We start from the raw sequence: 24298 nt of genomic DNA on the forward strand, positions 1-24298 counted from the left end.
CTCACGCGCGCTTGCGCCGCACAATCACTGCTCACCCTCTTCGCGGGCGTACCACACCCATGGCCTATGCTTCGTTCGCCACCGGCGTGTTGCTCGCCGCCGGCACCGGTTCGCGCTTCGATCCCAACGGACTGCGCAACAAGCTCCTCGCTCCCCTCCCTGAAGGCACATGCGTCGCGCGCGAGTCCGCGCAACGGCTGCTGCGCGTCGTACCCAAAGTGATCGCCGTCGTACGTCCCGGGGCGGAAACACTCGCGCATGTGCTCAACGACGCGGGCTGCGACGTGGTGTTCGCGCCCGACGCCGCGCGCGGCATGGGCGCGAGCCTCGCCGCCGGGGTGGAAACCGACCATGAAGCGGAAAGCTGGATCGTCGCGCTGGCCGACATGCCCTGCATTGCCGTCGAATCGATCGAAGCCGTGGCGCGCACGCTGGATGGCGGCGCATCGCTCGTCGCGCCGTTCTATCGCGGGCAGCGCGGACATCCGGTTGGCTTCGGCTACGCCCATCGCGCGGCGCTCGTCGCGCTCGACGGCGACGCGGGCGCCCGCGCCCTGCTCAGCACCCACCCGCTGACGCGCGTCGAAGTCGACGACCCGGGCATTCTGCGCGACGTCGACACGCCCGCCGACCTCAACGGGCTCTGATTCGCGCGCACTCGCGACTCGCCCGCGGCGATTGTTCAATTGCGAGTGCCAGGCATGCAATCGATCGCCTACGCTATAGGGTGACGCGCACCACACGGCCGCACGCTTTAGCGCAAGAGGACCTCGCGATGATCTGCTCGCACACGAATCCGCTTCCCGATCCACTCGCCGATCCGACCCGGGACCCCGAACGCGACCCGCTCACCCCGCCGGCACCGGGCCATCACAAGGACGAACCGCAGCAGCCCGAGGGGCCGCCGGACAAGGACCCGGTGTGACCGCATGCCCGGTCGCCACGGCCGGGCATCGCGTCTGATGGCCGTAGCGGTGCTCGCGACGACGTCTCGCGAGTGCCGCGGCCGCTTCTGCGCGTTCCGCGCTTCTTCCGCCCCCATATCCCCGCCTTTCGCAAACCTTGCGCCTTCGACGGCCGATCCGTAGAATGCAAACGATTCCTATTTGCAGTATTTTCAAGGTTGCCGTGAGCCCAATCGTGATCGCGTTCGCCCCCGCGCGCCGGCCGGCGCGTCGAGGTTTCGCATGAGACCGCTGCTGGTCCGTCTGCACCGCTGGTTCGGTCTTGGCACCGCGGCCTTCCTGTTCCTCGCCGGAGTGACCGGCGCGGTGATCGCGTGGGATCACGAACTCGACGCACTGCTCAACCCGTCGTTCTTCCGTAGCGCGACGCCGGGCACGCCGCTGCCCGCGCTCGAACTCGCGAAGCGTCTCGAGGCCGCAGAACCGCACGCGGTCGTGACCTTCATGCCGCTTACCGTCGAGCCCGGCCATACCTGGATCGCGCAGGTGGCGCCGCGCCTGAACCCCGCGAGTCAGGCGCCCTATGCGCTCGACTTCAACCAGATCGCGCTCGACCCCGTCACGGGCGAGGAGCAAGGCCGCCGCATGTGGGGCAAGGCTTCGCTTGCGCGCCAGAACCTGATCCCCTTCCTCTATCAGCTCCACTACACGCTGTTCATGCCGACGAAGATGGGCATTGACTTCGGTGTCTGGACGATGGGCGTGGTCGGGATGATATGGCTGCTCGACGGCTTCATCGCGATCGTGCTCGCCTTCCCGAGCCCGAAAGGCTGGCGCAAGTCGCTCGCCTTTCGCGTGAAGCGCGGTGGTTATGCGCTCACGTTCGACCTGCACCGCTCGGGCGGCGTGTGGCTCTGGGGACTCCTGATCGTCGTGGCCGTGACATCGATTTCGATGAACCTCGGCGCGCAGGTCGTGCGCCCCGTCGTGTCGGTGTTCTCGACGCTCGCGCCGGACCCGTTCCGCATCGTCGCACCGGGCCCCGCGCTCACGCCCGCCGAAGCAACGGCTGCGCGCGAACGCATCGTGACCGAAGCCGCCGGGATGGGCCGCCGCGAAGGCATCACGGCGCCGCCGGGCGGACTGTTCGGGCTGCCCACCTCCGGCGTGTATGGCGTGGGCTACTTCGAGGCGGGCAACGATCACGGCGACGCGGGTCTCGGCAATGCCTGGCTCATCATGAACGCGCGGACGGGCCAGGTGCTCGGCAGGCAGATTCCGGGCCGCGGCAGCGCAGGCGATATCTTCATGCAGGCGCAGTTTCCGCTGCACTCGGGCCGCATCGCCGGGCTGCCGGGACGCATCGCCATCAGCTTTACCGGTGTTGTCGTCGCGATGCTCAGCGTGACCGGCGTGCTCATCTGGCTCAAGAAAGCGCGTGCGCGGCGCAAGCCCGCGAAGCAGGCAAAGGCGGCCAGCATGATCGGCACGCGCGAACGGGCCGCGAACTGACCGCCCGGGTCAGCCGATCAGAACTTGTGGCGGATGCCCGTCACCGCGAGGAACTGGTTACCGTTGCTCGACGCGCCCGACGTCCCTTCGATCTGCGCCACGGCGTTCGTCGCGCGCTGATAGATGAGGTCGAGATAGACGTCCGTGCGCTTCGAGAGGAAGTACTGCAGCGCGCTGGTCGTTTGCCAGTAGTGCCAGCTATCCTTCTGGCCGTTCGCATTCACGCCCGTCCAGGTTTCGCCGATGGCGGCATGAATGGACGGCGAGATCGCATAGCGCAGGCTGACTTCCGCGTTCTGATAGTGCTGGTACTGGCTCTGCGGCGTCAACTCGAACGCGACGTTCGTGTACATCGCGCCCACGCCGAGATTGCCGAAGGTGTAGACACCGCCCGCGCCCCAGATGCGCTGCTGCGTAATACCCTTCAGGAACGTGAAGTAGTTGTCCGAAGGAATCGCGCCGGTCGTGTCGGTGGCCGGATGATCGAGCTGCACATACGCTGCGCCGAACTGCAGCGGCCCGCCCGCATAGCTCGCGCCGACGCTCCATGAACGGTTCGTCCCGAAGTTGCCCGCGTTGTTGCTGAAGCCGTACATCGAGTTGATCGTCAGACCGTGGAATTTGGGCGTGACGTACTTGACGGAGTTGTCGGTGCGGAACGTGTTGTTCAGGTCGTCGGTGTCGAACGGGTGCGTACCGTACTGCGACGTCTCCACGGCCATCTGCAGCGGTTCGAGCGAGTCCTGCGCCGCGTTGTACTGGCGGCCGAACGTGAGCGAGCCCCAACGGTCGCTCGCGAGCCCCACCCACGCCTGGCGGCCGAAGATGCGGCCGTTCGCGCTCGCGGTGCCGGTCTGCAGGTTGAAGCCGTTCTCGAGGCGGAAGATCGCGCGATTGCCGCCGCCCAGATCCTCGCTGCCGAGCAGGCCCCAGCGCGAGCCCTGCTCGCTGCCGGCCGTCGCCTGAAAGTTCGACTTGCCGCCCTGGTTGCTCGTGTAGGTGAAGCCGCCGTCGGCGATGCCGTAAAGCGTGACGCTCGACTGCGCGTTGGCGTGCGAGGCCGCGAGACCGAGACCGCCGATGACGAATGCGAGGGTGCGCCGGGATGCTTGAAACATGCGTTTTTCTCCTTCTGGCATTCGATGTGCCGTGTATTGGTGTTGATCTCCAGATGCGCGCCGGGAGGTGCGATCTATCTTTTGCAATCCTGATGAAATGGCATCGCTGCGCGGCGCGGAGCAACGGCTACCCGCTTGCGCTCCCCGTTGGCGGTGGCTTGCCTCATCACCCGCTTGTTTTATTGTTTAAAACATCGTATTATTTATTATTCGGGTCTGCTTTCCATCCCGTCAAGAAGCTGTCAAAAACCCGCGACACGAAGTGGGGCGTCGCGGCGTCCGCCAAAATCGCTGTAATCCTTTACAGCCGGTTCAATTCGCTATTTTTACCGAGCCATTCCAGGGGAAACCCCAATCGGCCCAATTTTTACCACGCGCTACGCTATCTCTTGAAATTAAAACGCTGTTTTAATCATTAAAACACGCGACAAGTAACTGATTAGCGATGACGAACACCAGCCCACTTTCCTCCCAGGCAGACGAACACGCGCCCTGCTTCACCGTTGCGGCACAGGCCGAGCCGCTGCCGATCGTGTTCGACTCCCCGCACAGCGGTATCACGCTGCCCGACGACTTCGGCACCGTCGCGCCGCGCGAGGCGATCCTCACGTCGTGGGACGCGTTCGTCGACGAACTGTGGGGCGGCGTGCCCGCGCGCGGCGGCGTGCTGATCGGCGCACGCTTTCCGCGCGCCTATATCGACCCGAACCGCGCCATGACCGACATCGACGCCGAACTGCTCGCCGAGCCCTGGCCCGAGCCGCTCGCGCCCGAGCCGTACACGCGTCGTGGCATGGGCCTGATCCGCCGCTACGCGCTGCCCGGCGTGCCGCTCTACGATCGCAAGCTTTCCGTCGATGAAGTTCGGCACCGCATCGACGCGTACTACCGCCCCTATCGCGCGGCGCTCGCGCAGGCGGCCGAGGCGGCCTACACGCAGCACGGCGCGCTGTGGCATGTGGACTGTCACTCCATGAAATCGCGCGGCAACGAAATGAACGTCGACTCGGGCGAGGCGCGTCCCGATTTCGTCATCAGCGACCGGCGCGGCACGACGTCGGATCCGGCCTTCACGCAATGGGTCGCCGATCACTTTGTGGGCGCCGGCTATCGCGTGCAGATCAACGAGCCTTACCAGGGCGGCGACCTGCTGCGCGCCGTGAGCGATCCGGCGCGCAACCGCCACAGCATCCAGATCGAACTGAACCGCGCGCTCTACATGGACGAGGCCGCGTGTTCGAAGCACGCGGGTTTCGACACGCTCAAGCGCGACCTCGACGCCTTCGCCGACGCCCTCGCCAGCTGGGTGCGCGCGCAACTCAACGCACAGTGAGCATAGCCATGACCTATATCGTCGATGCCGTCGACAACGCGCTCAAACTGCTCAGCTATGTGGCCGAGCATCCAGGCCTTGGCGTAACGGAGCTGTCCACGCAGCTGGGCATCAACAAATCGCGCACCTATCGCATGCTCTGCACGCTGGAACTGCACCGCTATGTCGTGCAGGACGCGCAAACCTCCACCTACGCGCTCGGTCCGCAAGCCTTTGTGCTCGGCGTGGCGGCCACGCAGCAGAACACGCTCGTGCGCTCGGCCTCACGCCACATGCTCGCGCTCAACCAGGCGATCAACGAGACGATCGTGCTGCGCGTGCGCGAGGGTCTCGAGACGGTTTGCGTCGCGCGCTGCGAGACCACGCATCAGGTGCGCGCCGTGGGCGCGGTGGGCAACCGCCGGTCGATCAATCACGGCGCTTCGGGCAAGGTGTTGCTCGCGTTCGCACCCGGCGCAGTACGCACCGACTATCTCGCGCGCATGAAGAAGATGCCCGAGGCGCCCGACCTGATCGCGCTCGTCGAGGAACTCGATGCGATCGCGCGCAAGGGCTACGCCGTGAGTCTCGGCGAAGTGACGGCCGGCGCGGTGGCGATCTCCGCGCCGGTGCGCGATATGTCGGGCGCGACGGTGGCGGCCGTCGCCATTTCGGGGCCGGAAATGCGCATCGGCCGCGCCGAGATCCCCGACTATCTCGAACGCCTGCAGGCCTGCGCCGACGCGATCTCCGCCGAACTCGGCTATACGGGTGCACGCGCCGCGGCGCTTTCCGCCTGAGCACGCATGGAGGATTCCTGATCATGATCGTTGCTCCGCCCTCCTCCCCGCGTGAAGACAGGCCACCCGCAGAAGGCGCAAAACAGGAAACCAGGCCACACGGCAAGATGCTGCACCCTGTCGTCATGATGCTCTGGGTGCTCGCCGCCGCATTGGCGATGACCTGGTTCGTCGACGCGGGCCGCTTCGAGCGCCACGACAAGCTCGTGATTCCGGGCACCTATCACGTGGTGCCGAAAAGCAGCGATCTCGCCACGCTCGTCGCTCCGGCCGTGACGAAGAGTACGCCGGACCATGCGGCGCCCGCGAGCCTCGTCTCGGTGTTCGTCGCCATACCGAACGGGCTCATCAAGAACGCGCCGCTCATCGTCATGGTGATGTTCGTGGGCGGCATGTTCGGCGTCATGAAGCGCACCGGCGTAGTGGACGCCGGCATCGACCGCCTGCTCCAGCTCACCGCCGGCAATGTCTACGTGCTCGCGCCGCTGCTCATGATCCTGATCGGGCTTGGCAGCACCATGCTCGGATTTATTTCGGAGTACCTGGTCATCATTCCAATGGTGATGCTGCTCGCGAAACGGCTCGGCCTCTCGAACCTGTTCGCGGTGGCGCTCGTCGCGATTGCCGCGAAGATCGGCTATATCGCCTCGGTCACGAATCCGCTGTCGCTCGCGGTGGCGCAGCCCATCGTCGGCGTGCCGCTCTTCAGCGGCCTGGCGTTGCGGCTTGGCGTGTTCGTGGTGTTTTTGACAATCGGCGTCGCGTATCTGCTGCTCTATGTGCGTCGCAGCGGCTATCGGCGCGAGGCCGCCGTCGAGGCGCTGCATGCGCCCACGCCGCTCTCGCGCCGCCACAAGGCGACGCTCGTCATCCTCGCCTTTGCGGCCGCCGCACTCGTGTTCGGCACGCGCGAACTGAAGTGGGGGAACGTCGAGCTTTCCGCGTTCTACGTGGCGATCAGCATCGTGGCAACGCTCGTCGGGCGGCTCGATTCGCGCAGCGCGTCGGAGGCCTTCGTCGACGGGATGAAGGGCATGGTGCTCGCGGGTCTCCTGATCGGGCTTGCGGCATCCGTCGAATTGATCCTCCAGAACAGCTTCGTGCTCGACACGCTGATCGACTCTTTCACGCGCCTCGCGCACGGCCGCTCGAGCGTGTGGGTCGCCAACGGACTCATGGCCGTGCAGATGCTGCTCGACGTGTTCATTCCTTCGGTGTCGGGCAAGGCCGCGGTGAGCATGCCGATCATCGGGCCTATCGCCCAGCTTTCCGGCGTGAGCGGCCAGACCTCGGTGCTCGCATTCGTGCTGGGCGGCGGCCTGACGAACATGGTCACGCCCACCTCCGGCATGCTGCTCGCGTATCTCGCCACGGCGCGCGTGGGCTTTGGCGAGTGGCTACGCTTCATCCTGCCGCTCTTTCTCGTGCTGCTCGTGCTGTCTTCGGCAACTCTGGCGCTTGCGGTGCTCACGGGATATTGAAGCGCAGCCACAAAAGCAAACGGGCGGCCGAAGCCGCCCCTCAATCGCTTGCGAAATACTCCCTTAACGCGTCACTTCATCGAACGCCGCCAGCAAGCGCTCGACATCGGCGGCGTGAATGTCGCCCATCGTCGAAATGCGGAACAGTTCCGCCGACAACCCGCCCTGCCCCGCATAGATCACGAAGCCGCGCGCCTTGAGCGCGTCATGCAGCGCGGGATAGTCGACGCCCGCGGGCAAGCGGAACGCGCGCAGCACCACCGACGATTCGTCCTTCGGCAGCACGCTCTCCATGCCGCGCGCGGCGAGTCCTGCGCGCACCTGCTCGGAAAGCGCCGCATAGTGCGCGTGACGCGCCTGCCAGCCGCCTTCGTCGGCGAGTTCGCGCAGCGCCTCGACGAGCGCGTAGTACGCGTGCACGGAAGGCGTGAACGGTGTATTGCGCTGATCCTGCAGCGTGGCAAGACGCTTGAGGTCGAGGTAGTACGTGCGGCTATGCGCTTGCGCGAGCGCCGCGCGGCGCACCACCACGAACGCCGCGCCCGGTACGCCGTGCAGGCACTTGTTCGCCGTCGCCGCCACCGCCGCGATGCTCGCGTCGCCGAAATCGATCGCTTCGGAACCGAAGCTGCTCACACCGTCCACGAGCATTTGCACGCCGCGCGCGCGGCACGCTTCGCCCAGTGCGCGCAGATCGTTCAGGCGACCCGTGGTCGTTTCGTGATGAATGATCGCGACATGCGTGACCGACTTGTCGGCATCGAGCGCGGCCGTGATGCGCGCGAGGTCCGGCGCCTGCATCCAGTCGTGCTTCACGACCTCATGCGCGATGCCATACTGCTTCGCGATCGCAGTGATGCGCTCGCCATACACGCCGTTCTCGACGATCAGCAGCTTGCCGTTCGCAGGCACGAGCGTCGAGATCATGCTTTCGACCGCGGCCGTGCCGGAGCCCGTCATGAGCACGGCCTGCCATTGCGCGGGGTCGAGATCGTAGACGCCCACGAGACGCGTGCGCGCCTCTTCCTGCACGTCGAAGAACTCGCTTTCGCGATGGCACAGGTCTTCCTGGAGGAGGCTTAGGCGCACGCGTTCCGTGAGCGTGACCGGGCCGGGATTGAGCAGCAGCATCGGTAGTTCCTTATTTGGCGGACGTGTCGGCAGCGGCGCCGATGTGGCGCATGAGGCGCGTCTTGACATCGGGCGGCGTGATCGTGGGGCGCGGCAGGCCGTCGGGTGTGCCGCGGCGAATCGTCAGACGTACGAAGCGCGTGCCTGCGACACCCGAAGCGCCCTTCGCGCGTTCGCGCGCGGCGGCGAGCACGCTGTCGAGCACGGCGAGATCGTCGCCTTCCGCGGCATCGGCGTAACCGCACGCGGCGGCGACGTTCGCGAACGACACTTGCCCCGACACGGTGGCCTGGCCACCCGTCGAATCGTGCGCCCCGTTGTCGAGCAGCACGTGCGTGAGGTTCGCGGGGCCATAGGCGCCGAGCGTGGCGAACACGCCCATGCGCATGAGCGCGGCGCCGTCACCGTCGAGCGCGACCACGTTCAGGTCGGGCCGCGCAAGCGCGAGACCGAGCGCGAACGGCGTGACACAGCCCATCGAGCCCACCATGTAGAGCTGGTTCGAACGGTCGTCGAGCGCGTAGAGTTCGCGGCCGCAGAAACCCGTCGAGGCGACGACCACCGTCGATTCGGCAGGCGTCGCGGCGATCACGCGCTCGAGCGCCTGCTGGCGCGTGGGCAGTTGCTCAGGCGTCCGCCCGGTCCATTTGGCCTGCGCGACCGGCAGTGCGTGCTTTGCCGGCATCGCGCCGCCGCCCTCGAGTTCGTACGGCGCCACGCTGCCCTTCTGCATGACGAGCGCGTACGGGCGGCCCGTTTCGTTCATGTGCCTGATGGCACGATCGAGCGCCGCCGCAATCTGGTCGGCTTCCGTGGGGAACGTCTCCCACGGAATTTCCATCGCTTCCAGCATCTGCGGCGTGACCGGGCCCATCAGCGCGTGCTGCGGCTCGTCGGGCACGCCCGGCTGGCCGCGCCACGTCACGATCAGCAGTTGCGGCAGGCGGAACGTCCACGTCAGCGACGTGAGCGGGCTCACGGCGTTGCCGAGGCCCGAATTCTGCATCATCGTGATGCCGCGCTTGCCCGCGAGCGCCACGCCCGCGATGACCGCGACCGCGTCGCCTTCGTTGGCCGCGCTCACGTAGTGCAGCGAGTCGTCCTGCAGCACGTAGTTGATGAACGGCGTGAGGTACGAGCACGGCACGCCGGCGTACCACTCGAAGCCGCGCGAGCGCGCCGCTTCGACGAACTGTGCGGCTTCGATCATGCCTGGCCCTCCGCGCCCAGCGGCGTTTGTGCGTGGGCAAAGTCTCCCGCGCGGCGGAAGTCGTCGAGGTCGTTCACGCCGCGCCAGTGGCCGTGCACGTATTGCACTTCGATTTTCTCGCCGTCTGCGATCAGCGCATTGAGCAGAGCCGGCATGTCGAGCGTGTCGAAGTCGGCGTGCGTCTGCAGTTGCGCGAGCTTCTTCGCAAGCTTCGCGCGGCCCGCGCCTCGCACGTTCACGAGGCCGATCCAGCGGCCGTGCGGGGGCGTGCCGTTCGCGGCCGGGTCGCTCGCCACACGCTCGAGCAACACCTTGCTGCCGAACAGATCGCGCTCGTCGGCGGCCGAGCACCATGCGAAGTCGCGCGTGCTGCTGTTCTCCGACTCGGGCGACGAATCCACCACCACGCTGAAGTCCGCTTCGCTTTCCACGAGATCGCGCAGGATGTAGCTGCGGAACACGAGGTCGCCGTACGAGATCACCGTGTCGTTGTCGAGCGCGCCGACCGCGCACGCGAGCGAAGCGAGTTCGTTCGTCTGCGCGAAGCGCTCGTTGCGCACGAGTTTGATGCCCGCCGTGTCGATGGCTTCGGCCTTGTAGCCGCCCACCACGGTGATGTCGTTGACCGACTGCTTCTTGAACGCATCGACGAGCCAGCGCAGGAGCGGCTTGCCCGCCACCGGCAGCATGACCTTGGGTTTGTCTTCCGTGTAGGCGTCGAGGCCCGAGCCGCGGCTCGCGGCCAGCACGATCGCCGAGCCTGCGCCGCGCGACGAAGCGGAAAGATAGCGGTCTTCGGCTTCCGAGTATTCGTCGGCGTCCTGCAGGCGGAAAATTTCGTTAACTGTAGCAATGCGGTCTTCGACATCGACGAGCGTTTGCGTTTCGTAAATCGTCCTGGTGACGGCCTGCATGGCCGAAACGGCCGCGCGGATCTGATGGTTCGCCCAGATCACCGTGCTGATGCCCGCCTTGCGGAACACCTCGGTCGGCGTGCTGTAGTACTTGGTCGGCACGATCACAAGTGGGCCGCGGCCCGCCCACTCGCGCGCGAACGTGAGGATCTCGTCAGGCTTGAAAAGCTTGCTGTGGATGAGGATCGCATCCGCGCCGGCCCGGCGATACGCCTCGGCGCGCTTGAGCGCTTCGTCCATGCCCCAGCCCGCGATCAGCGCCTCGACGCGCGCGACGATCGAGAAGTGCTCGTCGGTCTGCGAGTCCTTGCCGGCCTTGATCTTGCCGCAGAACTCGTCGATGTCGGCGAGCGGCTGCGCCTCGCCCTTGATGAAGCTGTTGGTCTTCGGGAACTGCTTGTCTTCGATGCACACGCCCGCAATGCCGCGCTGCTCCAGCTTGCGCACGAGCCGGCGCACGTTGTTGAAGTTGCCGTAGCCGGTGTCGCCGTCGAGCAGGATGGGCAGGTCGCTCGCGTCGGCCATGAACTCGAGGTTGTCGACCACCTGGGTCCAGCTCGCCTCGTTGTTGTCGCGCACGCCGAACTGCGCGGAGATCGAGAGGCCCGAGCCCCAGATCGCCTTGAAGCCCGCCTCGCGCGCGATGCGTGCGGAAAGGCCGTTGTGCGCTTCCATCAGGAATTCGAGTTCGTTGCTGGTCAGCATCTGGCGCAGCCGCGCGCTGCGCGATGTGGCAAGAGCGGCGGGGACCAGGGCGGGTTCGCGTGCGTTCATTCTTGTTGCTCCAGTGGACGTCATGCGGGCGGCAGCGGGGGCTGCGCCGTGTGCGTCGCATCGTTGGGAAAAGTCCTTCATCCCGGCTTGATCGCAGGCCTCGAACTCAGGCCGGCCGGGGCAAAGTCGCGACTATATCGGAAATGATTCCTATCCGCAGTCGATCCCTGCAAAGAGTGGCAAATCATGGAGATACAGTGAAATTTGTGGCTTTTACGGGCGCGTTCGCTGGTGTTTCAGCGGTGCGTCATATGCGCCAGATCAAGGACTTTGTTTTGTATGAAGAAAAAGCTGCCTAAGCAGGGTTCACCCTGGGTCTCGCGCACGTTTGCGTGGGCCGTAAACACACTCTGGCGGCAACGCATCGCCTGTCGTACCGCTCCAGCCCTGTGAAATACCCGACCGACCATGCAGAACATGACCCTCAACAAAAAGCTCCGCTCGATGATCGCGATCCTCTGGATCGGCCTGCTGTTGATCGTCGCCTTTGGCGCCTGGCAAAGCCGCGAAGCGATGATCCGCGAGCGGCGCGCGCAGCTCACCACGCTCGTCGACGAAGCCACGAGCATCGTCAACTATTACTACGGGCTCTCGCAACGCAACGCCATGCCCGAAGCCGATGCGCAGAAGCAGGCGCTCGCCATGATCGGCTCGATCCGCTACGGCACCGATGGCTACCTGAGCATCAACAACTCGCAGTCGGTCATGCTGATGCATCCGATCAAGCCCGAGCTCGACGGCAAGAACCTCAGCGACTTCACCGACCCCGCGGGCACCCACGTGTTCACCGGGCTCGTGAACGCCGCGAGCGGCCCGAACGGCGGCTTCCTCGACTACCTCTGGTCCAAGCCCGGCCACAGCGATCCCGTGCCGAAGACGGGCTATGGCCGGCGCTTCGCGCCGTGGGACTGGGTGATCGTGACGGGCATGTACATGGACGACGTGCGCGCCGAGTTCTACGACAGCCTGCTGCGCTGGCTCGGCGTGACGTTCCTGCTGGGCGCCGCCGCCACGACGGTGATGGTGCTCGTGGTGCGCAGCGTGCGCAGCAGCATCGGCGGCGAACTGGAGGGCGCGGTGGACGCGGCCAATCGCATCGCCCAGGGCGACCTCACCTTGCGCCTGCAGGTGCAGGGCACGAACGAGACCAGCCTGATGCGCGCGCTCGCGACGATGCAGACGGCGCTCGTGCAAACCGTCTCGCGCGTGCGCAGCGGCGCGGAAAACATCAACGTGGGCGCGAACGAGATTGCGGCTGGCAACACGGATCTCTCGCAACGCACCGAGGAACAGGCGGCAGCGCTCGTGCAAACGGCGTCGAGCATGGATCAGATGACGGCGAACGTGCGCCAGAACGCGGACAGCGCCCAGCATGCGGCGTCGCTCGCGAGCCAGGCCGCCGACGTCGCGACGCGCGGCAGCGCCGTGGTCGACGACGTGGTGCGCACCATGGGCGACATCACGACGAGCTCGCAGCAGATCGGCGACATCATCGGCGTGATCGACGGCATTGCGTTCCAGACCAACATCCTCGCCCTGAACGCGGCCGTCGAAGCGGCGCGCGCGGGCGAGCAGGGCCGCGGCTTCGCGGTGGTGGCCGCCGAAGTGCGCAGCCTCGCGCAGCGCTCCGCCACCGCCGCCAAGGAGATCAAGGCGCTGATCGAAAAGTCGACCGGCACCGTGACCGAAGGCCAGCATCTCGTGACCAACGCGGGCTCGACGATGACCGAGATCGTGCAGTCGGTGCGACGCGTGCACGAGATCCTCGAAGAGATCAGCAACGCGTCGCGCGAACAGAGCGCCGGCATCGAGCAGGTCAACCGCGCCGTGGGCGAAATGGATCAGGTGACGCAGCAGAACGCGGCGCTCGTGGAACAGGCTGCCGCCGCCGCCCACTCGCTCAAGGATCAGGTGAGCGGGCTGCGCGAATCGATCGCGAGTTTCCGCTTGCCCGCGCACGCGTAACGCTGTCGCCACACCGGCTCACCGCCGGTCTGCATGTCTAGCCGCCGGGCCGCATTCGCGGCCCGGTTCGCTTTGCGCCTCTCCCCGCTCCCCTGCATGCTCGCCGCATGACGGCGTGCACCGCGCGCCCTATTGCCTCGCGGCCGTGCGCACCCAACATTTCAATTCAATTACATACTGTTTACAATGTGACTCTACCCCCCGCCATCCCGCCTTGCCGATGATCCGTTCCAGGAAACCGCCGCGCGACCCGCACGCAGCCGCGACCCGCCACCCGATGCTTGCGCCGCGTCTGCCCGCGTGGCGCTCGAAGTTCATCGTGTTCATCACCTTCGCGGCCTTTGCGGCGCTGGCCGGGCGCGCGTTCTGGATTCAGGTCGCCAATCACGGCTTTTACGTGAAGCAGGGCCAAAAGCGCTACCAGCGCACCTTGGAGCTCGACGCCATGCGCGGGCGCATCGTCGACCGCAATGGCGCGCTGCTGGCCGTGAGTCTCGCGACCTTCGAAGTCTGGGTGAATCCGCGGCTCCTCGACGCCGCCGCGCACACGCCGCTCGCGCGCCTGCTCGACATGCCGCTCGCGGAACTGGAGCGGCGCGTTGCCGGCGACCGCTCCTTCGTGCTGCTCAAGCGCCAGGTCGACGCCGAAACCGCCGCGCACATCGACGAGATGGGCGCGGGCGGCATCACCCTGATCGCCGACTCGAAGCGCTATTACCCCGAAGGCGAATCGGCTGCGCACGTGGTGGGCTTCACCGACGTCGAAGACGCCGGCCAGGAAGGCGTGGAGCTTGCCGCGAACGCGCGCCTGCGCGGCACGCCGGGCCAGCGCGAGGTGATCCGCGACCGGCTCGGGCGCGTCGTCTCCGAGCCGAGCGAGCGCGTGCAGCCGCGCAACGGCGACACCGTCCAGCTCACCATCGACCGGCGCGTGCAGCAGCTCGCGTATACGCAGCTCAAGGCCGCCGTGGCGAAGAATCATGCGGAAGCGGGCAGCGTCGTCGTGCTCGACGCCCAGAACGGCGAAATCCTCGCGCTCGCGAACTGGCCGTCGTTCGACCCGAACGACCGCGCGCGGCTCACGGGCAAGCAGTTGCGCAACCGCGCCGTGGTCGACACGTTCGAGCCCGGCTCGACCATCAAGCCGGTGGTCGTTTCGCTGGCGATGGACCTGCACAAGGTCAACGCGAACACCATCATCGACACCGCGCCCGGCACGTACCGCATCGGCCCCGCGACGATTCACGACACCTCGAATCACGGCCGTATGACCGTGGCGGAGGCGATCCAGAAGTCGAGCAACATCGCGCTCGCCAAGCTCGCGCTGAACCTGCCCGCGCAAACGATCTGGGACAAGTATCAGGAGTACGGGCTCGGGCAGCGGCCCGGCGTCACGTTCCCGGGCGCGGCGCCTGGCCGCGTGCGGCCGTGGGCGCGCTGGCGCCCCATCGAGCAGGCGACGATGGCATATGGCTACGGCCTGTCCACTTCGCTGTTGCAGATGGCACAGATCTACACGGCCTACGCCGGCGACGGCACGCTGCATCCGGCCGCGCTGCTGCGTGAAGCGTCAGGCGGCGCGGGCGGTGCCTCCGCGACGGCGGCGCGCGCGGTCACGACGCCGGCCACGGCCGCCGCGATGCGCAAGATGCTGGAAATGGCGACGAGCGACGGCGGCACGGGGCGCGCCGCCAATGTGGAAGGCTATCGGGTGGGCGGCAAGACCGGCACGGCGCGCAAGCAGATCGGCGCGGGCTACGCGAAGAATCGCTATCGGGCGCTGTTCGTCGGCATGGCGCCGATGAGCGCGCCGCGCGTGATCGTCGCGGTCATGATCGACGATCCGGCGGGCAAGGCGTTCTATGGCGGCACGGTCGCGGGACCGGTGTTCTCGGGCGTGACGGCCGGCACGCTCCAATTGCTCGGCGTGCCGCCCGATGTCGCCGCCGGCCCCGAGAGCGCCAAAGGTGCCAGCGGCACCCGGGGCGGCTCAGGGCGCGGTTAGCGCCGCAATCAGTGGTGGCGATACGCGGGCGGCGGCTCGCCGCCCGAGACGGCGGGCACGCCCGCTTCTGCATTGGGCGCGGGCGGTGCGCCGTAACCCGATTGCGCGACCTGCTCCTGCGCCAGACGCGCTTCGCTGGCGCGCTTTTCGGCGAGCCGGCGCATGGCGCCCTGCACATCTTCCGGATACGTGGCGTCGTTCGCCGAGGCCGGGTTGTACCCCACCGACTCCAGATCGACCAATTCCTGCAGCACCTGGGCGCGCGTCACCGGGCCGTTATGCGTGCCGGCGGATTGGGCAAACGAGAGCGCCGGAACGATCGCCATCATCGACACCAGCGCTGCGCGCAGCATTGCGCTTTTCACCATGCTCTCCGTATGAATTCAGTGAGCCAAGTCTACGCAGCGCGGCCATGCCTAAAAACCGGCTCGCGAGGGAGAGAGTCTTCCATCCCTCGCAAGATTGATAAGGAGTTCTGCGATCCTCAGATCTGATCGCGGCCAAACGCGCGCAGCCCGTTGAGATCGAGCACGTCCACGCGGTTGTACGAGAGCGCGACGAGCCCCTGGCGCTCGAGCGTCTGCAGGGCCTGGTTGATCCGCTGGCGCGACGCGCCCGCCAGCATGCCGATCTCCTCCTGCGAGATGTCGAGCGCCCGCCCCGTCTCGGGGTAGAGATCGGGATTGAACATTTGCGCGAGCGACTGCGCAACGCGCGCATCCACGTCGAGCAAGCGGCTGTTCTGGATCAACGCGATGAACTCGCCCATGCGGTTGTTGAGCTGATGGATCACGAAGCGGTTGAACGGCAGGCTGCAGTCCATGAGCCGGTGGAACGTATCGGTGGCGACAGCCATCACGAGCGACGGCTGCAGTGCGATCACGTCGTACTTGCGCGGCTCGCGCTTGATCACGCTCCCCTCGCCGAACCAGCCGCCGTGCGGCACGCCCGAGAACGTGCAGCCGCGCCCCGACGCATTGAAGATCGCCAGCTTCACGAGGCCGGAACTCACGCCGAGCCACCAGTCGGAGGGCGCTTCGCGCGCGGCGACGATCGCGCCCGCGGCATAGCCCTGCGCATGTGACGACGCGAGCACCCACTCGCGATGCTCGGGCGCGAGCGCGCGGAACCACGCGTAGCGCTCGAACAGCGCGGCCAGGCGCGCGGCATTGGCGGCGTCGATGCGCTCGCCTTCGCGCCATGAATCGCGGGCGGGCGGTGTCCCGTCCGGGGGCATAATGGATTGCGACATCGCGCTTTCCTGGGTTAGGTCAATCTTTGGGTCGATCTTCTCGGGCGGACCGTGCGTCGTGGCCCGCTCTGTCGCGCCGGCGACAGACTGGCATGCGCGGCCCTGCTACGGTAGCGCGAATCATATCGACAAACCAATAACCGTTCGGAGACACCGCCATGTTGCATCCCTACGAAGAAGGGCTCGCGCAACGCGAAGCCAACTATGTGCCGCTCACGCCGGTCGATTTCATCGCCCGCGCCGCCGAAGTCTATGGTGACCGCCTGGCCGTGGTCCACGGCGAGGTCCGCCGCAACTGGCGCGAGACCTATGCGCGCACGCGGCGGCTCGCGAGCGCGCTCGCGCAGGCGGGCATCGGCCGCGGCGACACGGTGGCGGCGCTGCTGCCCAACATCCCCGCGATGGTCGAGGCGCACTTCGGCGTACCCATGCTCGGCGCGGTGCTCAACACGCTCAACACGCGACTCGATGTCGCAACCATGCTGTTCATGCTGCGCCATGGCGAAGCGAAGGCATTGATCGTCGATACCGAATTCGCGGCGCTCGCGCAGCGCGCGGCGCTCGAATTCCCCAACCTCAGGATCATCAGCGTGGCCGACATCGCGGCCGCCGACCCGGAGTACTTCCCGCGCGCAACCGACTACGAGGCGTTCCTCGAACAAGGCGATCCCGAGTTCGCCTGGGAGCCGCCGCGCGACGAATGGGACGCCATTGCACTGAACTACACCTCGGGCACGACGGGCGACCCCAAGGGCGTGGTCTATCACCATCGCGGCGCGTACCTCAACGCGGTGAGCAACATCCTCGAATGGGACATGCCCAAGCACGCCGTGTACCTCTGGACGCTGCCGCTCTTTCACTGCAACGGCTGGTGCTTCGCGTGGACCGTCGCCGCGCGCGCGGGCGTGAACGTGTGCCTGCGCAAGTTCGACGCGAAGCTCGTGTTCGACCTCATTCGCAGCGAGCGCGTCACGCACTATTGCGGCGCGCCCATCGTGCAGGGCGCGCTCGCCGACGCCCCCGCGGAGTATCGCGAAGGTATCGCTCACACGGTGTGCACGATGGTGGCCGGCGCGCCGCCCGCGCCGGCCGTGATCGCGAAGATGAAGGCGATCGGCATCGAACTCACGCATGTCTATGGTCTGACCGAGGTGTACGGCCCCGCTGCCGTATGCGCGGTGCAGGCGCGCTGGCAGACGCTGCCCGACGAGGAACAGGCGCGCCTCGCCGCGCGCCAGGGCGTGCGCTATCACCTGCAGAGCGGCGTGAGCGTGCGCAACGCGCAGACGATGGAACCCGTGCCCGCCGACGGCGAAACGCTCGGCGAGATCATGTTCCGCGGCAACATCTGCATGAAGGGCTATTTGAAGAACGAGCGCGCAACCGAAGAGGCGTTCCGCGGCGGCTGGTTCCACACGGGCGACCTCGGCGTGATGACGCCCGACGGCTACGTGCGCATCACCGACCGCAGCAAGGACATCATCATCTCGGGCGGCGAGAACATTTCGAGCATCGAGGTGGAGGACACGCTGTATCGCCATCCGGCCGTCGCGCTCGCCGCCGTCGTGGCGATGCCCGACCCGAAGTGGGGCGAAGTGCCTTGCGCGTTCGTCGAACTGCGGCCCGGCGCGAGCGCCACGGCCGAGGAAATCATCGCGCACTGCCGGCTCTTTCTCGCGCACTTCAAGGTGCCGCGCGCGGTGCGATTCGGCGAACTGCCGCGCACGGCCACGGGCAAGATCCAGAAATATGAGTTGCGCGCGCAACTAGGTTCGCAAAGTGCGATCGACGTGGCTGGCGCCCCGCCTGCGCCAAAAACACCTCGGTAAGAACGACAGCGGCCTCAGCTGGCCGGTACAGGTGACGCATTCGGGCGGCCCATACCGCCCGAATGTAACGTCAGTTGACAACTCGACCCCCAGTGGCTCGGTCGCGATTGTCAGGTGCGGTGCTTAATCCTTTCTGCATCAAGGGCCAACTGTCAAAGCGGCCTTTCTTGCATGAAGAATCGTATGAAACGAAAGCTTACAAGTGGTCACGTTTTCCTCCGCTTCGGGCCGATAAGCTTTGAACCGTGGTCGCAACACAAAGGCATCCCGATGCCGCGTGACTGACGACGCAACCAAAGAGGAGGTAACTCATGAACACGAAGAACTGGAAGACCCCCGCCCGCGCCATCGCCGCAGCACTGATCGCCGGCGGCGCATTGATGGGCGCCTCGAGCGCCTTCGCTCAATCCGCACCGTATGGGCTGCGTGCCGAATCGGCGCCGCAATACGGTCAACCGCACATGATGCCGGTGGACGCGCACGTCTCGATCGGCTGGCATGAAAACCGTTACTACGACGGCCACCGCTATTGGGAACACGACGAGTGGATGCACCATCATCCGCACGATCCGGGTCCCCCGCGCTACCGCGACGACGACCATCGTCCGCCGCCCCCGCCGCGTTACTGATCCGCGTGACGCACGCGTGATCCAGGGGCCGCCTTCTCCGGAGGCCCCTGAAGCGGCACACCGAGGCCGGTCTTCCCCCCAAGGGAGACCGGCCTCGGCGCATTTCGGCGCCTTACTTCGCCACGCGCGTGCGAGCGCATTGATTTCGTTCGGCATGCGAATCAATGTGACCGCAATGCCCGCCGCATGGAGGACATGGCCTGACGCGCCGCGCGCCGGGTGCGACCGGAAAGGCAAACGTCAGTAATTGCAGGTAATTCGGAAGTGTTGCCGGCCGCACGGCCCGCGGGTAACGTTGATGGGCGTTTCGTTCCCCGGAGCGCACGGTGTATTCTCATTGCCCGGCCAGAGATGGCCGGGATTTTTTTGCGCACGGATGAGAACACTAGCGCCCTTCGGGTGGCACGCGCACCAGGTTTTTTTTCCGATTGCGGCCGCAATTTTGCGGACGTAAGGTGGGATTGCCTCTTGAGAACAGGCGAGCCTTGTGACCCCCGGTCGCGACACCGTCCGACCGGGGATTTTTTTGGCTTCCGGGCTTTGGAGAATCGCGTCTGCCGGAACGGTACAGCGGCGCCGCGAGAGAAAGAGCTATGACGGATCACCGAATGAGGAGTTCGGCTTCGCTCCAGCCAGAGCTAGATCCGTCATGCCGTGCATTATCCGGGCGGAAGGCCGGGGCGTCACTAGCGTCTCGCGCAAAGAACCATTACATAAACTGGCAAGATTTGGGGACGGACGTGGAAAGCCGGGCTGTGCGCATCGGTTAACATGGGGGTTTCGCCAGCCGTGCCACCCCGCTAGTGCCAACTTTCACGCTCGCCCGTCCCGTCACCGCGGAACTCGATATCCGCAAGAGCCGCTTCATCGCGCACGCCATTCCCGTTGCCGACCGCGAAGCGGCCATGGCCGAAATCCGCCGTCTGCGCGACGAACATCCCACCGCCACGCACGTTTGCTGGGCGCTGCTCGCGGGCGGCCAGTCCGGCATGTCCGACGACGGCGAGCCCTCCGGTACCGCCGGGCGCCCGATCCTCGAAGTGCTGCGCCATCACGACCTCGACGGCGTGCTCGCCGCCGTGGTGCGCTACTACGGCGGCGTGAAGCTCGGCGCGGGCGGCCTCGTGCGCGCCTATACCGACGCCATTGCCAGCGCCCTGCAGCGAGCCGAGCGCGTCGAGCGCATTGCGCAGGCGCGCCTCACTGTCGAACTCGGCTATCCCGACGAAACCCGCGTGCGCCACTGGATCGACCAGGAGCAGTTCACCCTCGTGGAAAGCCAGTACGCCATGACGGTCCGCCTCACGATCCAGTTGCCCGCCAGCGCCGTGGACGCCGCGCGCACCACGCTCACCGATCTCACGCAAGGCCGCTCGGGCTTCCCCGAGCACGTTTGACGCGGACGGCTGGCTGCCGTCGCATCGCAGATCGCGCACTTTCAAATTCTTTTCATTTCTTTCATAAAGTTTCATGAAAGCTTGCCGTAATGAAAGCATGGCCGCGCATTCGCGCGTTCCGTCGACTCGACGCACCAGAACGAACGGACTTCTTTCATGGCAAGCACGATCACGAACACCACGACCGCCAGCGCGAACAGCGCGCTGAGCGACGCCGCCCAGTCGATCATCAGCGGCGCGACCAACTCCACGCTCGACGTCAACCAGCTCGTCAAGGCGCTCGTCAACGCAAAGATCGCGGGGCCGAGCGCCATCCTCAGCGCGAAGCAGACCACCAGCAATACAACACTTTCGGCGCTCGGCACGCTGAAGTCGGCGCTCGCTTCGCTCCAGACCGCACTCGAGCGGTTCAAGGATGGCGCCGCGCTGCAAAGCTTCACCGTCACGACGAGCGAGAAGGACAAGGGCTTGAGCGCGGTCGCCGGCAAGAACGCGGTGGCGAGCAGCTTCACGGTCGAGGTCGATCGCCTGGCGACGGCGCACAAGCTCGCCTCGGACAGCTTCGACACGGGCGAGGCGCTCGGGGAAGGCAACCTCGACATCTCGATGGGCGGCAAGTCCATGCATCTGACGATCGCCGCGGGCAGCAACAAACTCACCGACGTCGTCGCGGCGATCAACCGGGCGACGGACAACCCCGGCGTCACGGCTTCGATCGTCAACGGCGCCGACGGCCAGCACCTCGTGCTGACCGCGAACAAGACCGGCGCGGCCAACGCGATCGATGTGCAGGCGGGCCCAGGCGTCGATACGCGCCTCGCTTCCTCGCAGATGCGCGAGGTCGAGGCGGCCAGCGACGCCGAGTTGCGCATCGACGGCACGCGCGTCACGAGCGCGAGCAACACGCTCGAAGGCGTGGTGAGCGACATCACGATCAAGCTCGCAAGCGCCTCGGTGGGCACGAAGCAAACGCTCACCATCGCCCCCGACACTGAAGCGACGGGCACCGCCATCCGCGACTTCGTGAAGGCGTACAACAGCTATGTGGATGCCCTGAACGGGCTGACCTCCTACACGGCCGCGACCGCTTCGACGAGCGCGCAAGCGGGCGCGCTGCTCGGCGACTCGATCGCGCGCACGCTCGCGGCGAGTCTGCCCGCGGTCGTTTCGGCTGGCGTGAAGGGCAGCGACGGCGTGAGCCATTCGCTGGGCGAGATCGGCATCAAGCTCGACAAGAGCGGCAAGCTTGAGATCGACGACGAGGCGTTCAAGAAGGCGCTGCAACCGGGCAACACTGCGATTGCGGCGCTGTTCGGCAGCAGCGGCATGACCACGAAGCTCAACAGCGCCATTACGCCCTACGTGCAGTCGAGCGGCATCATCGAGCGGCGCAGCACGGCCATCAACAAGGAGCTCGACGACATCAAAAAGCAGTCGTCGATGCTCGATGTGCGCGCAACCCAGCTCACTGCGCAATTCAACCGCCAGTTCACCGCGCTCAATAACCTCATGTCGATCATGAACAACAACCAGCAATATCTGACACAGCTCTTTGGCGGTGCAAACAGCGCGGGCGCCCTCGCGACGAATCACAAATAAAGGCGTGAATGCGCGGTGATCGACGCTAGCAAACGTCGACGGCAGACGAAAAAAAGGCCGCCGAGTGAATCGGCGGCCAACAGGGGACGTGAAGAACAACCGCGAATCGAACTATCGAATCGACCCGACCGCTCCATCATGGCGAGCGAAAATTAAGACAAACTTAAACGCGCGCAAAAAACGATCGGGAATTCCGGCGCACCAGGGCGCAGGCAATTGAAAGAACGCGTAATAATGGGCTGGCTATACTTGATCTGGTCCGGGCCGCGCATTCATTCGCGCCCGCATGACCGTCTTCTACCCAACCCGGAAGAGCCGCCATGTTTGATCGACTGCATCGGTTTATGGAAGGCGCAGGTCCCGAGCGGCGCCATCGCGTCTGGAGCAAGGTGCGCATTTTCGTGGCCGCAATGGGCACGCTCGGCTCTGCCGCCGGCATCGCCATCGCAGTGGTCGGGCTCATCAACTTCGACCACCAGAAGGTGATTGCCGGCGTGGCCGTCATCATCGTCTGCACGGCGATCTACGTGTCGATCCTCGTGCGCGACCGCAATCGCGCCGACTAACGCACGCCGCCCAGGCGTCACTGCCTCACTGCAGGTTCTGGCCGTCGCGCGTGACATGCACGGCGGTCGCGCCCACGTAGTCGGCGCGAATGCTGTCGCCCACCTTGATCGATTCGAGCGGCACGTCCGGCGGCGCCACCACGACGACCGTGCGATTCGGTCCGCGCAGCGCGACCTTGCGGCTCTTGCGGTCGATCTTCTCCACCGTCGCGATCACCTGCACGCTGCGCGCCGTCGCCGTCATGCCACCGGAAGCGGGCGTGGTGGCGACTGTATCGACGCGCGAGCGGATGCCCCTCGTGGCCACCTTTTCGGCACGCAGCAGCAACGCCTCCTTGTAGAGGATGTTCACATGATCGCCGGGCTTGAGCTTGCTCACATCGCCGACTGCGGGATCGACGGCGACCGTCACCAGGTTGCGGCGCGCGCCGCGCAGCGTGACCGAGTTGGTGGCCGCGTCGATGCTCACGACGGTCGCCGTGGTCTGCACCTCGCCGATCTGCAGCGTGGCGTTGGGCGCACTCTCTGGCGCGGCATCGGACGCCGTCTGCGCAAACAGCGGTACATGCGGCGACACGCCGAGGGCAAGCACGAGTATGGCGCCGAGCAGCGGCGCGGAAGAATGGTAGCGCGTGAACATGAAGCCTCCTTGTGTGGATCGTGAATGACAAGAGCGCGGCATGGCGCCGCTCGCACGCATCAAGCGCTGTTCATGCAGGCTTCTTCGGCCGCGCAGCGCAGGTAATGGGCATACACACGCTCGCGTTCCTCGTTGGCGAGTTGGCGCTTTTCGGCAAGCCGCAGCATGCGGTGCCGGTCCGCGCCGAGCGTTTCGTAGTAGCGCTCGGTATGCAAGCGCTTGAAGCGCGTATAGAAGTCCGGGCCGGGCAGGCCCGAATCGGTCGAGAGCAGCGAGGCATAGTCGGCCTCGCGCGGCTCGCACAACGCGGCTGCAGCCGCCTCGAGCTTTTCGTAACGCACCCGCAACGGCACGTCGCCCGCGAACAGGGCATGAAACGCACCGTACGGCACGAGCGAGCGCCGGCTCGCAGCGCGGCGCAACAAACGACCTACCTTTTCATCGAGTTCTTGATTCATCCGCAGCGGCCAGAAAGCGGGCCGCCGCCCATGCCGCGCGTCGTTTGACGAAACGCACGGACGCATTTGGCGGCCCGAGGGATTCAGGGGCCCGTTTCGCTTCGCGATACGCTGCGCGGCGAATCCGGCATTCTGCATTCGTTCATTCGAATCCAATCTGCATTGCAATCGATTCGAAATGTTCGCGAAAACCATTCTGCACAAAAAAGCCAAATCACTCCCTGAAATTGCCCCATAGCCGTCATCACCCGCGCTGGACCATGCCAATTTTTACCGCGCAGATCAAAAACGCTAACAAACATTTAAAGGTGCGACCATCGCTATTTAATTCATTTTGGATAAAACCGTTTCAACTCAATATATGCTGAATACTGAATTAGTCATACAAAACAAGACGAAGTGTTGCTTTTCAATGTTTGAGCAATTAAGTCAGGATAACTGGCTGCAATGGGAGCAAACTTCGCATTGCGGAATCTGTGCGAAACGGCGGCGCCGATTGTTGACCGACGCGAGTCGGTTGTTTTTTCCATTAGTTCAGGATTATCCACAAGTCAAGAAGACTATTTTTCCGCTAGCTATACACATTCCCTACAAAAACAATTATTAATATCCGCTGCGGAACACCGAGGCGTTTCGCAACAAGCGCCCTTCACCGGGCGTCGATTTCGCCGTCCGTCATGGCTCCCGCGTCACCGCACCGGCGCCGGATCCATGGCAAGCGACAAGACCCGCTTGCAGGAAGGGTTACAGGAGCGGCACATCCGCAATGCCGCGTGTCCGGAATCTTTCGTCGACGAGTGA

Annotated in this window: 23 protein-coding genes; 15 read left to right on the plus strand and 8 right to left on the minus strand. The window is 65.6% G+C overall.

The annotated features are described in order from the left end of the window. The first annotated feature begins 59 nt into the window (after positions 1 to 59). The 3 genes from AB4Y44_RS20620 to AB4Y44_RS20630 all read left to right on the plus strand — a co-directional run bounded on the left by AB4Y44_RS20620 (position 60) and on the right by AB4Y44_RS20630 (position 2417). Positions 60 to 647 carry a nucleotidyltransferase family protein gene (locus AB4Y44_RS20620; protein WP_342918912.1) on the plus strand — a complete coding sequence of 196 codons (588 nt, stop codon included), beginning with the start codon at positions 60 to 62 and terminating at the stop codon, positions 645 to 647. 128 nt (positions 648 to 775) lie between these two features. Then, a complete protein-coding gene (locus AB4Y44_RS20625; protein ID WP_176732810.1) occupies positions 776 to 925 on the plus strand; it encodes a hypothetical protein in 150 nt (49 codons plus the stop codon). A 262-nt stretch (positions 926 to 1187) separates the two neighbouring features. Then, on the plus strand, positions 1188 to 2417 hold the full coding sequence (locus AB4Y44_RS20630) for a PepSY-associated TM helix domain-containing protein (protein WP_368700732.1): 1230 nt from the start codon (positions 1188 to 1190) through the stop codon (positions 2415 to 2417). Positions 2418 to 2434: 17 nt separating this feature from the next. On the opposite strand, the gene AB4Y44_RS20635 is transcribed toward AB4Y44_RS20630, so the two are convergent. After that, positions 2435 to 3535, minus strand: coding sequence for a porin (locus AB4Y44_RS20635; protein ID WP_342918914.1), 1101 nt, complete (start codon positions 3533 to 3535; stop codon positions 2435 to 2437). On the opposite strand from AB4Y44_RS20635, the gene AB4Y44_RS20640 reads away from it, so the two are divergent. The 4 genes from AB4Y44_RS20640 to AB4Y44_RS20655 are packed head-to-tail and all read left to right on the plus strand — an operon-like array spanning position 3523 to position 7128. Then, positions 3523 to 3954, plus strand: a complete 432-nt coding sequence (locus AB4Y44_RS20640; protein ID WP_368700733.1) for a hypothetical protein — start codon at positions 3523 to 3525, stop codon at positions 3952 to 3954. The genes AB4Y44_RS20635 and AB4Y44_RS20640 overlap by 13 nt on opposite strands. Positions 3955 to 3980: 26 nt before the next feature. Next, complete coding sequence (locus tag AB4Y44_RS20645) at positions 3981 to 4868, plus strand: N-formylglutamate amidohydrolase (RefSeq protein ID WP_368700734.1); 888 nt, start codon at positions 3981 to 3983, stop codon at positions 4866 to 4868. An 8-nt stretch (positions 4869 to 4876) separates the two neighbouring features. Then, a complete protein-coding gene (locus tag AB4Y44_RS20650; protein ID WP_368688464.1) occupies positions 4877 to 5647 on the plus strand; it encodes an IclR family transcriptional regulator in 771 nt (256 codons plus the stop codon). 23 nt (positions 5648 to 5670) lie between these two features. Then, on the plus strand, positions 5671 to 7128 hold the full coding sequence (locus AB4Y44_RS20655; RefSeq protein ID WP_368700735.1) for a YfcC family protein: 1458 nt from the start codon (positions 5671 to 5673) through the stop codon (positions 7126 to 7128). Positions 7129 to 7191: 63 nt separating this feature from the next. Here the strand turns inward: AB4Y44_RS20655 and AB4Y44_RS20660 are convergent, their stop codons facing one another. From AB4Y44_RS20660 to aepX, 3 genes are read right to left on the minus strand one after another with little or no spacing between them, the layout of a single operon-like run. Further along, positions 7192 to 8259, minus strand: a complete 1068-nt coding sequence (locus AB4Y44_RS20660) for a 2-aminoethylphosphonate aminotransferase (protein WP_368700736.1) — start codon at positions 8257 to 8259, stop codon at positions 7192 to 7194. Positions 8260 to 8269: 10 nt separating this feature from the next. Continuing rightward, positions 8270 to 9469 carry a phosphonopyruvate decarboxylase gene (gene aepY / locus AB4Y44_RS20665; RefSeq protein WP_368700737.1) on the minus strand — a complete coding sequence of 400 codons (1200 nt, stop codon included), beginning with the start codon at positions 9467 to 9469 and terminating at the stop codon, positions 8270 to 8272. After that, positions 9466 to 11157 carry a phosphoenolpyruvate mutase gene (aepX, locus tag AB4Y44_RS20670; protein ID WP_368700738.1) on the minus strand — a complete coding sequence of 564 codons (1692 nt, stop codon included), beginning with the start codon at positions 11155 to 11157 and terminating at the stop codon, positions 9466 to 9468. The genes aepY and aepX overlap by 4 nt, the downstream gene beginning before the upstream one ends. Before the next feature lie 417 nt (positions 11158 to 11574). On the opposite strand from aepX, the gene AB4Y44_RS20675 reads away from it, so the two are divergent. Both AB4Y44_RS20675 and AB4Y44_RS20680 read left to right on the plus strand, forming a co-directional pair. Further along, positions 11575 to 13122, plus strand: coding sequence for a methyl-accepting chemotaxis protein (locus tag AB4Y44_RS20675; protein WP_368700739.1), 1548 nt, complete (start codon positions 11575 to 11577; stop codon positions 13120 to 13122). A 220-nt stretch (positions 13123 to 13342) separates the two neighbouring features. Beyond that, positions 13343 to 15127 carry a penicillin-binding protein 2 gene (locus AB4Y44_RS20680; protein WP_342918922.1) on the plus strand — a complete coding sequence of 595 codons (1785 nt, stop codon included), beginning with the start codon at positions 13343 to 13345 and terminating at the stop codon, positions 15125 to 15127. A gap of 8 nt (positions 15128 to 15135) precedes the next feature. On the opposite strand, the gene AB4Y44_RS20685 is transcribed toward AB4Y44_RS20680, so the two are convergent. Further along, positions 15136 to 15492 carry a DUF4148 domain-containing protein gene (locus AB4Y44_RS20685; RefSeq protein ID WP_368700780.1) on the minus strand — a complete coding sequence of 119 codons (357 nt, stop codon included), beginning with the start codon at positions 15490 to 15492 and terminating at the stop codon, positions 15136 to 15138. Positions 15493 to 15611: 119 nt separating this feature from the next. Further along, a complete protein-coding gene (locus tag AB4Y44_RS20690) occupies positions 15612 to 16364 on the minus strand; it encodes a Crp/Fnr family transcriptional regulator (RefSeq protein WP_368700781.1) in 753 nt (250 codons plus the stop codon). A 173-nt stretch (positions 16365 to 16537) separates the two neighbouring features. Between AB4Y44_RS20690 and AB4Y44_RS20695 the strand changes: the two genes are divergently transcribed. The 5 genes from AB4Y44_RS20695 to AB4Y44_RS20715 all read left to right on the plus strand — a co-directional run bounded on the left by AB4Y44_RS20695 (position 16538) and on the right by AB4Y44_RS20715 (position 22399). After that, positions 16538 to 18208 (plus strand): acyl-CoA synthetase, encoded by a 1671-nt coding sequence (locus AB4Y44_RS20695; RefSeq protein WP_342918923.1) that lies wholly within the window; start codon positions 16538 to 16540, stop codon positions 18206 to 18208. Between the two features lie 311 nt (positions 18209 to 18519). Next, positions 18520 to 18837, plus strand: coding sequence for a hypothetical protein (locus AB4Y44_RS20700; RefSeq protein ID WP_368700740.1), 318 nt, complete (start codon positions 18520 to 18522; stop codon positions 18835 to 18837). 803 nt (positions 18838 to 19640) lie between these two features. Then, positions 19641 to 20234 (plus strand): YigZ family protein, encoded by a 594-nt coding sequence (locus tag AB4Y44_RS20705; RefSeq protein ID WP_342918925.1) that lies wholly within the window; start codon positions 19641 to 19643, stop codon positions 20232 to 20234. A gap of 156 nt (positions 20235 to 20390) precedes the next feature. Next, complete coding sequence (fliD, locus tag AB4Y44_RS20710; protein WP_368700741.1) at positions 20391 to 21833, plus strand: flagellar filament capping protein FliD; 1443 nt, start codon at positions 20391 to 20393, stop codon at positions 21831 to 21833. Positions 21834 to 22153: 320 nt separating this feature from the next. Continuing rightward, positions 22154 to 22399, plus strand: coding sequence for a DUF2964 family protein (locus AB4Y44_RS20715; RefSeq protein WP_245623541.1), 246 nt, complete (start codon positions 22154 to 22156; stop codon positions 22397 to 22399). 25 nt (positions 22400 to 22424) lie between these two features. Here AB4Y44_RS20715 and AB4Y44_RS20720 read toward each other — a convergent pair whose 3' ends face one another. After that, complete coding sequence (locus tag AB4Y44_RS20720; protein ID WP_368700742.1) at positions 22425 to 23039, minus strand: hypothetical protein; 615 nt, start codon at positions 23037 to 23039, stop codon at positions 22425 to 22427. A 59-nt stretch (positions 23040 to 23098) separates the two neighbouring features. Further along, a complete protein-coding gene (locus tag AB4Y44_RS20725; RefSeq protein ID WP_368700743.1) occupies positions 23099 to 23497 on the minus strand; it encodes a hypothetical protein in 399 nt (132 codons plus the stop codon). 447 nt (positions 23498 to 23944) lie between these two features. Here AB4Y44_RS20725 and AB4Y44_RS20730 point away from each other — a divergent pair, with 447 nt between their 5' ends. Next, positions 23945 to 24298 (plus strand): hypothetical protein, encoded by a 354-nt coding sequence (locus tag AB4Y44_RS20730; protein WP_368700744.1) that lies wholly within the window; start codon positions 23945 to 23947, stop codon positions 24296 to 24298.

Source organism: Paraburkholderia sp. BR10937 (assembly GCF_040965695.1).
Taxonomy (GTDB): Bacteria; Pseudomonadota; Gammaproteobacteria; order Burkholderiales; family Burkholderiaceae; genus Paraburkholderia.

Coding starts and splice junctions, on each gene's coding strand:
- AB4Y44_RS20650 (WP_368688464.1), top strand. CDS start 4,877: ATGACCTATATCGTCGATGCCGTCGACAACGCGCTCAAACTGCTCAGC.
- AB4Y44_RS20675 (WP_368700739.1), top strand. CDS start 11,575: ATGACCCTCAACAAAAAGCTCCGCTCGATGATCGCGATCCTCTGGATC.
- AB4Y44_RS20640 (WP_368700733.1), top strand. CDS start 3,523: ATGCTTGAAACATGCGTTTTTCTCCTTCTGGCATTCGATGTGCCGTGT.
- AB4Y44_RS20660 (WP_368700736.1), bottom strand. CDS start 8,259: ATGCTGCTGCTCAATCCCGGCCCGGTCACGCTCACGGAACGCGTGCGC.
- AB4Y44_RS20655 (WP_368700735.1), top strand. CDS start 5,671: ATGATCGTTGCTCCGCCCTCCTCCCCGCGTGAAGACAGGCCACCCGCA.
- AB4Y44_RS20715 (WP_245623541.1), top strand. CDS start 22,154: ATGTTTGATCGACTGCATCGGTTTATGGAAGGCGCAGGTCCCGAGCGG.
- AB4Y44_RS20680 (WP_342918922.1), top strand. CDS start 13,343: ATGATCCGTTCCAGGAAACCGCCGCGCGACCCGCACGCAGCCGCGACC.
- AB4Y44_RS20635 (WP_342918914.1), bottom strand. CDS start 3,535: ATGTTTCAAGCATCCCGGCGCACCCTCGCATTCGTCATCGGCGGTCTC.
- AB4Y44_RS20720 (WP_368700742.1), bottom strand. CDS start 23,039: ATGTTCACGCGCTACCATTCTTCCGCGCCGCTGCTCGGCGCCATACTC.
- AB4Y44_RS20645 (WP_368700734.1), top strand. CDS start 3,981: ATGACGAACACCAGCCCACTTTCCTCCCAGGCAGACGAACACGCGCCC.
- AB4Y44_RS20695 (WP_342918923.1), top strand. CDS start 16,538: ATGTTGCATCCCTACGAAGAAGGGCTCGCGCAACGCGAAGCCAACTAT.
- AB4Y44_RS20700 (WP_368700740.1), top strand. CDS start 18,520: ATGAACACGAAGAACTGGAAGACCCCCGCCCGCGCCATCGCCGCAGCA.
- AB4Y44_RS20690 (WP_368700781.1), bottom strand. CDS start 16,364: ATGCCCCCGGACGGGACACCGCCCGCCCGCGATTCATGGCGCGAAGGC.
- AB4Y44_RS20625 (WP_176732810.1), top strand. CDS start 776: ATGATCTGCTCGCACACGAATCCGCTTCCCGATCCACTCGCCGATCCG.
- aepX (WP_368700738.1), bottom strand. CDS start 11,157: ATGAACGCACGCGAACCCGCCCTGGTCCCCGCCGCTCTTGCCACATCG.
- AB4Y44_RS20730 (WP_368700744.1), top strand. CDS start 23,945: ATGGGAGCAAACTTCGCATTGCGGAATCTGTGCGAAACGGCGGCGCCG.
- AB4Y44_RS20725 (WP_368700743.1), bottom strand. CDS start 23,497: ATGAATCAAGAACTCGATGAAAAGGTAGGTCGTTTGTTGCGCCGCGCT.
- AB4Y44_RS20620 (WP_342918912.1), top strand. CDS start 60: ATGGCCTATGCTTCGTTCGCCACCGGCGTGTTGCTCGCCGCCGGCACC.
- fliD (WP_368700741.1), top strand. CDS start 20,391: ATGGCAAGCACGATCACGAACACCACGACCGCCAGCGCGAACAGCGCG.
- aepY (WP_368700737.1), bottom strand. CDS start 9,469: ATGATCGAAGCCGCACAGTTCGTCGAAGCGGCGCGCTCGCGCGGCTTC.
- AB4Y44_RS20630 (WP_368700732.1), top strand. CDS start 1,188: ATGAGACCGCTGCTGGTCCGTCTGCACCGCTGGTTCGGTCTTGGCACC.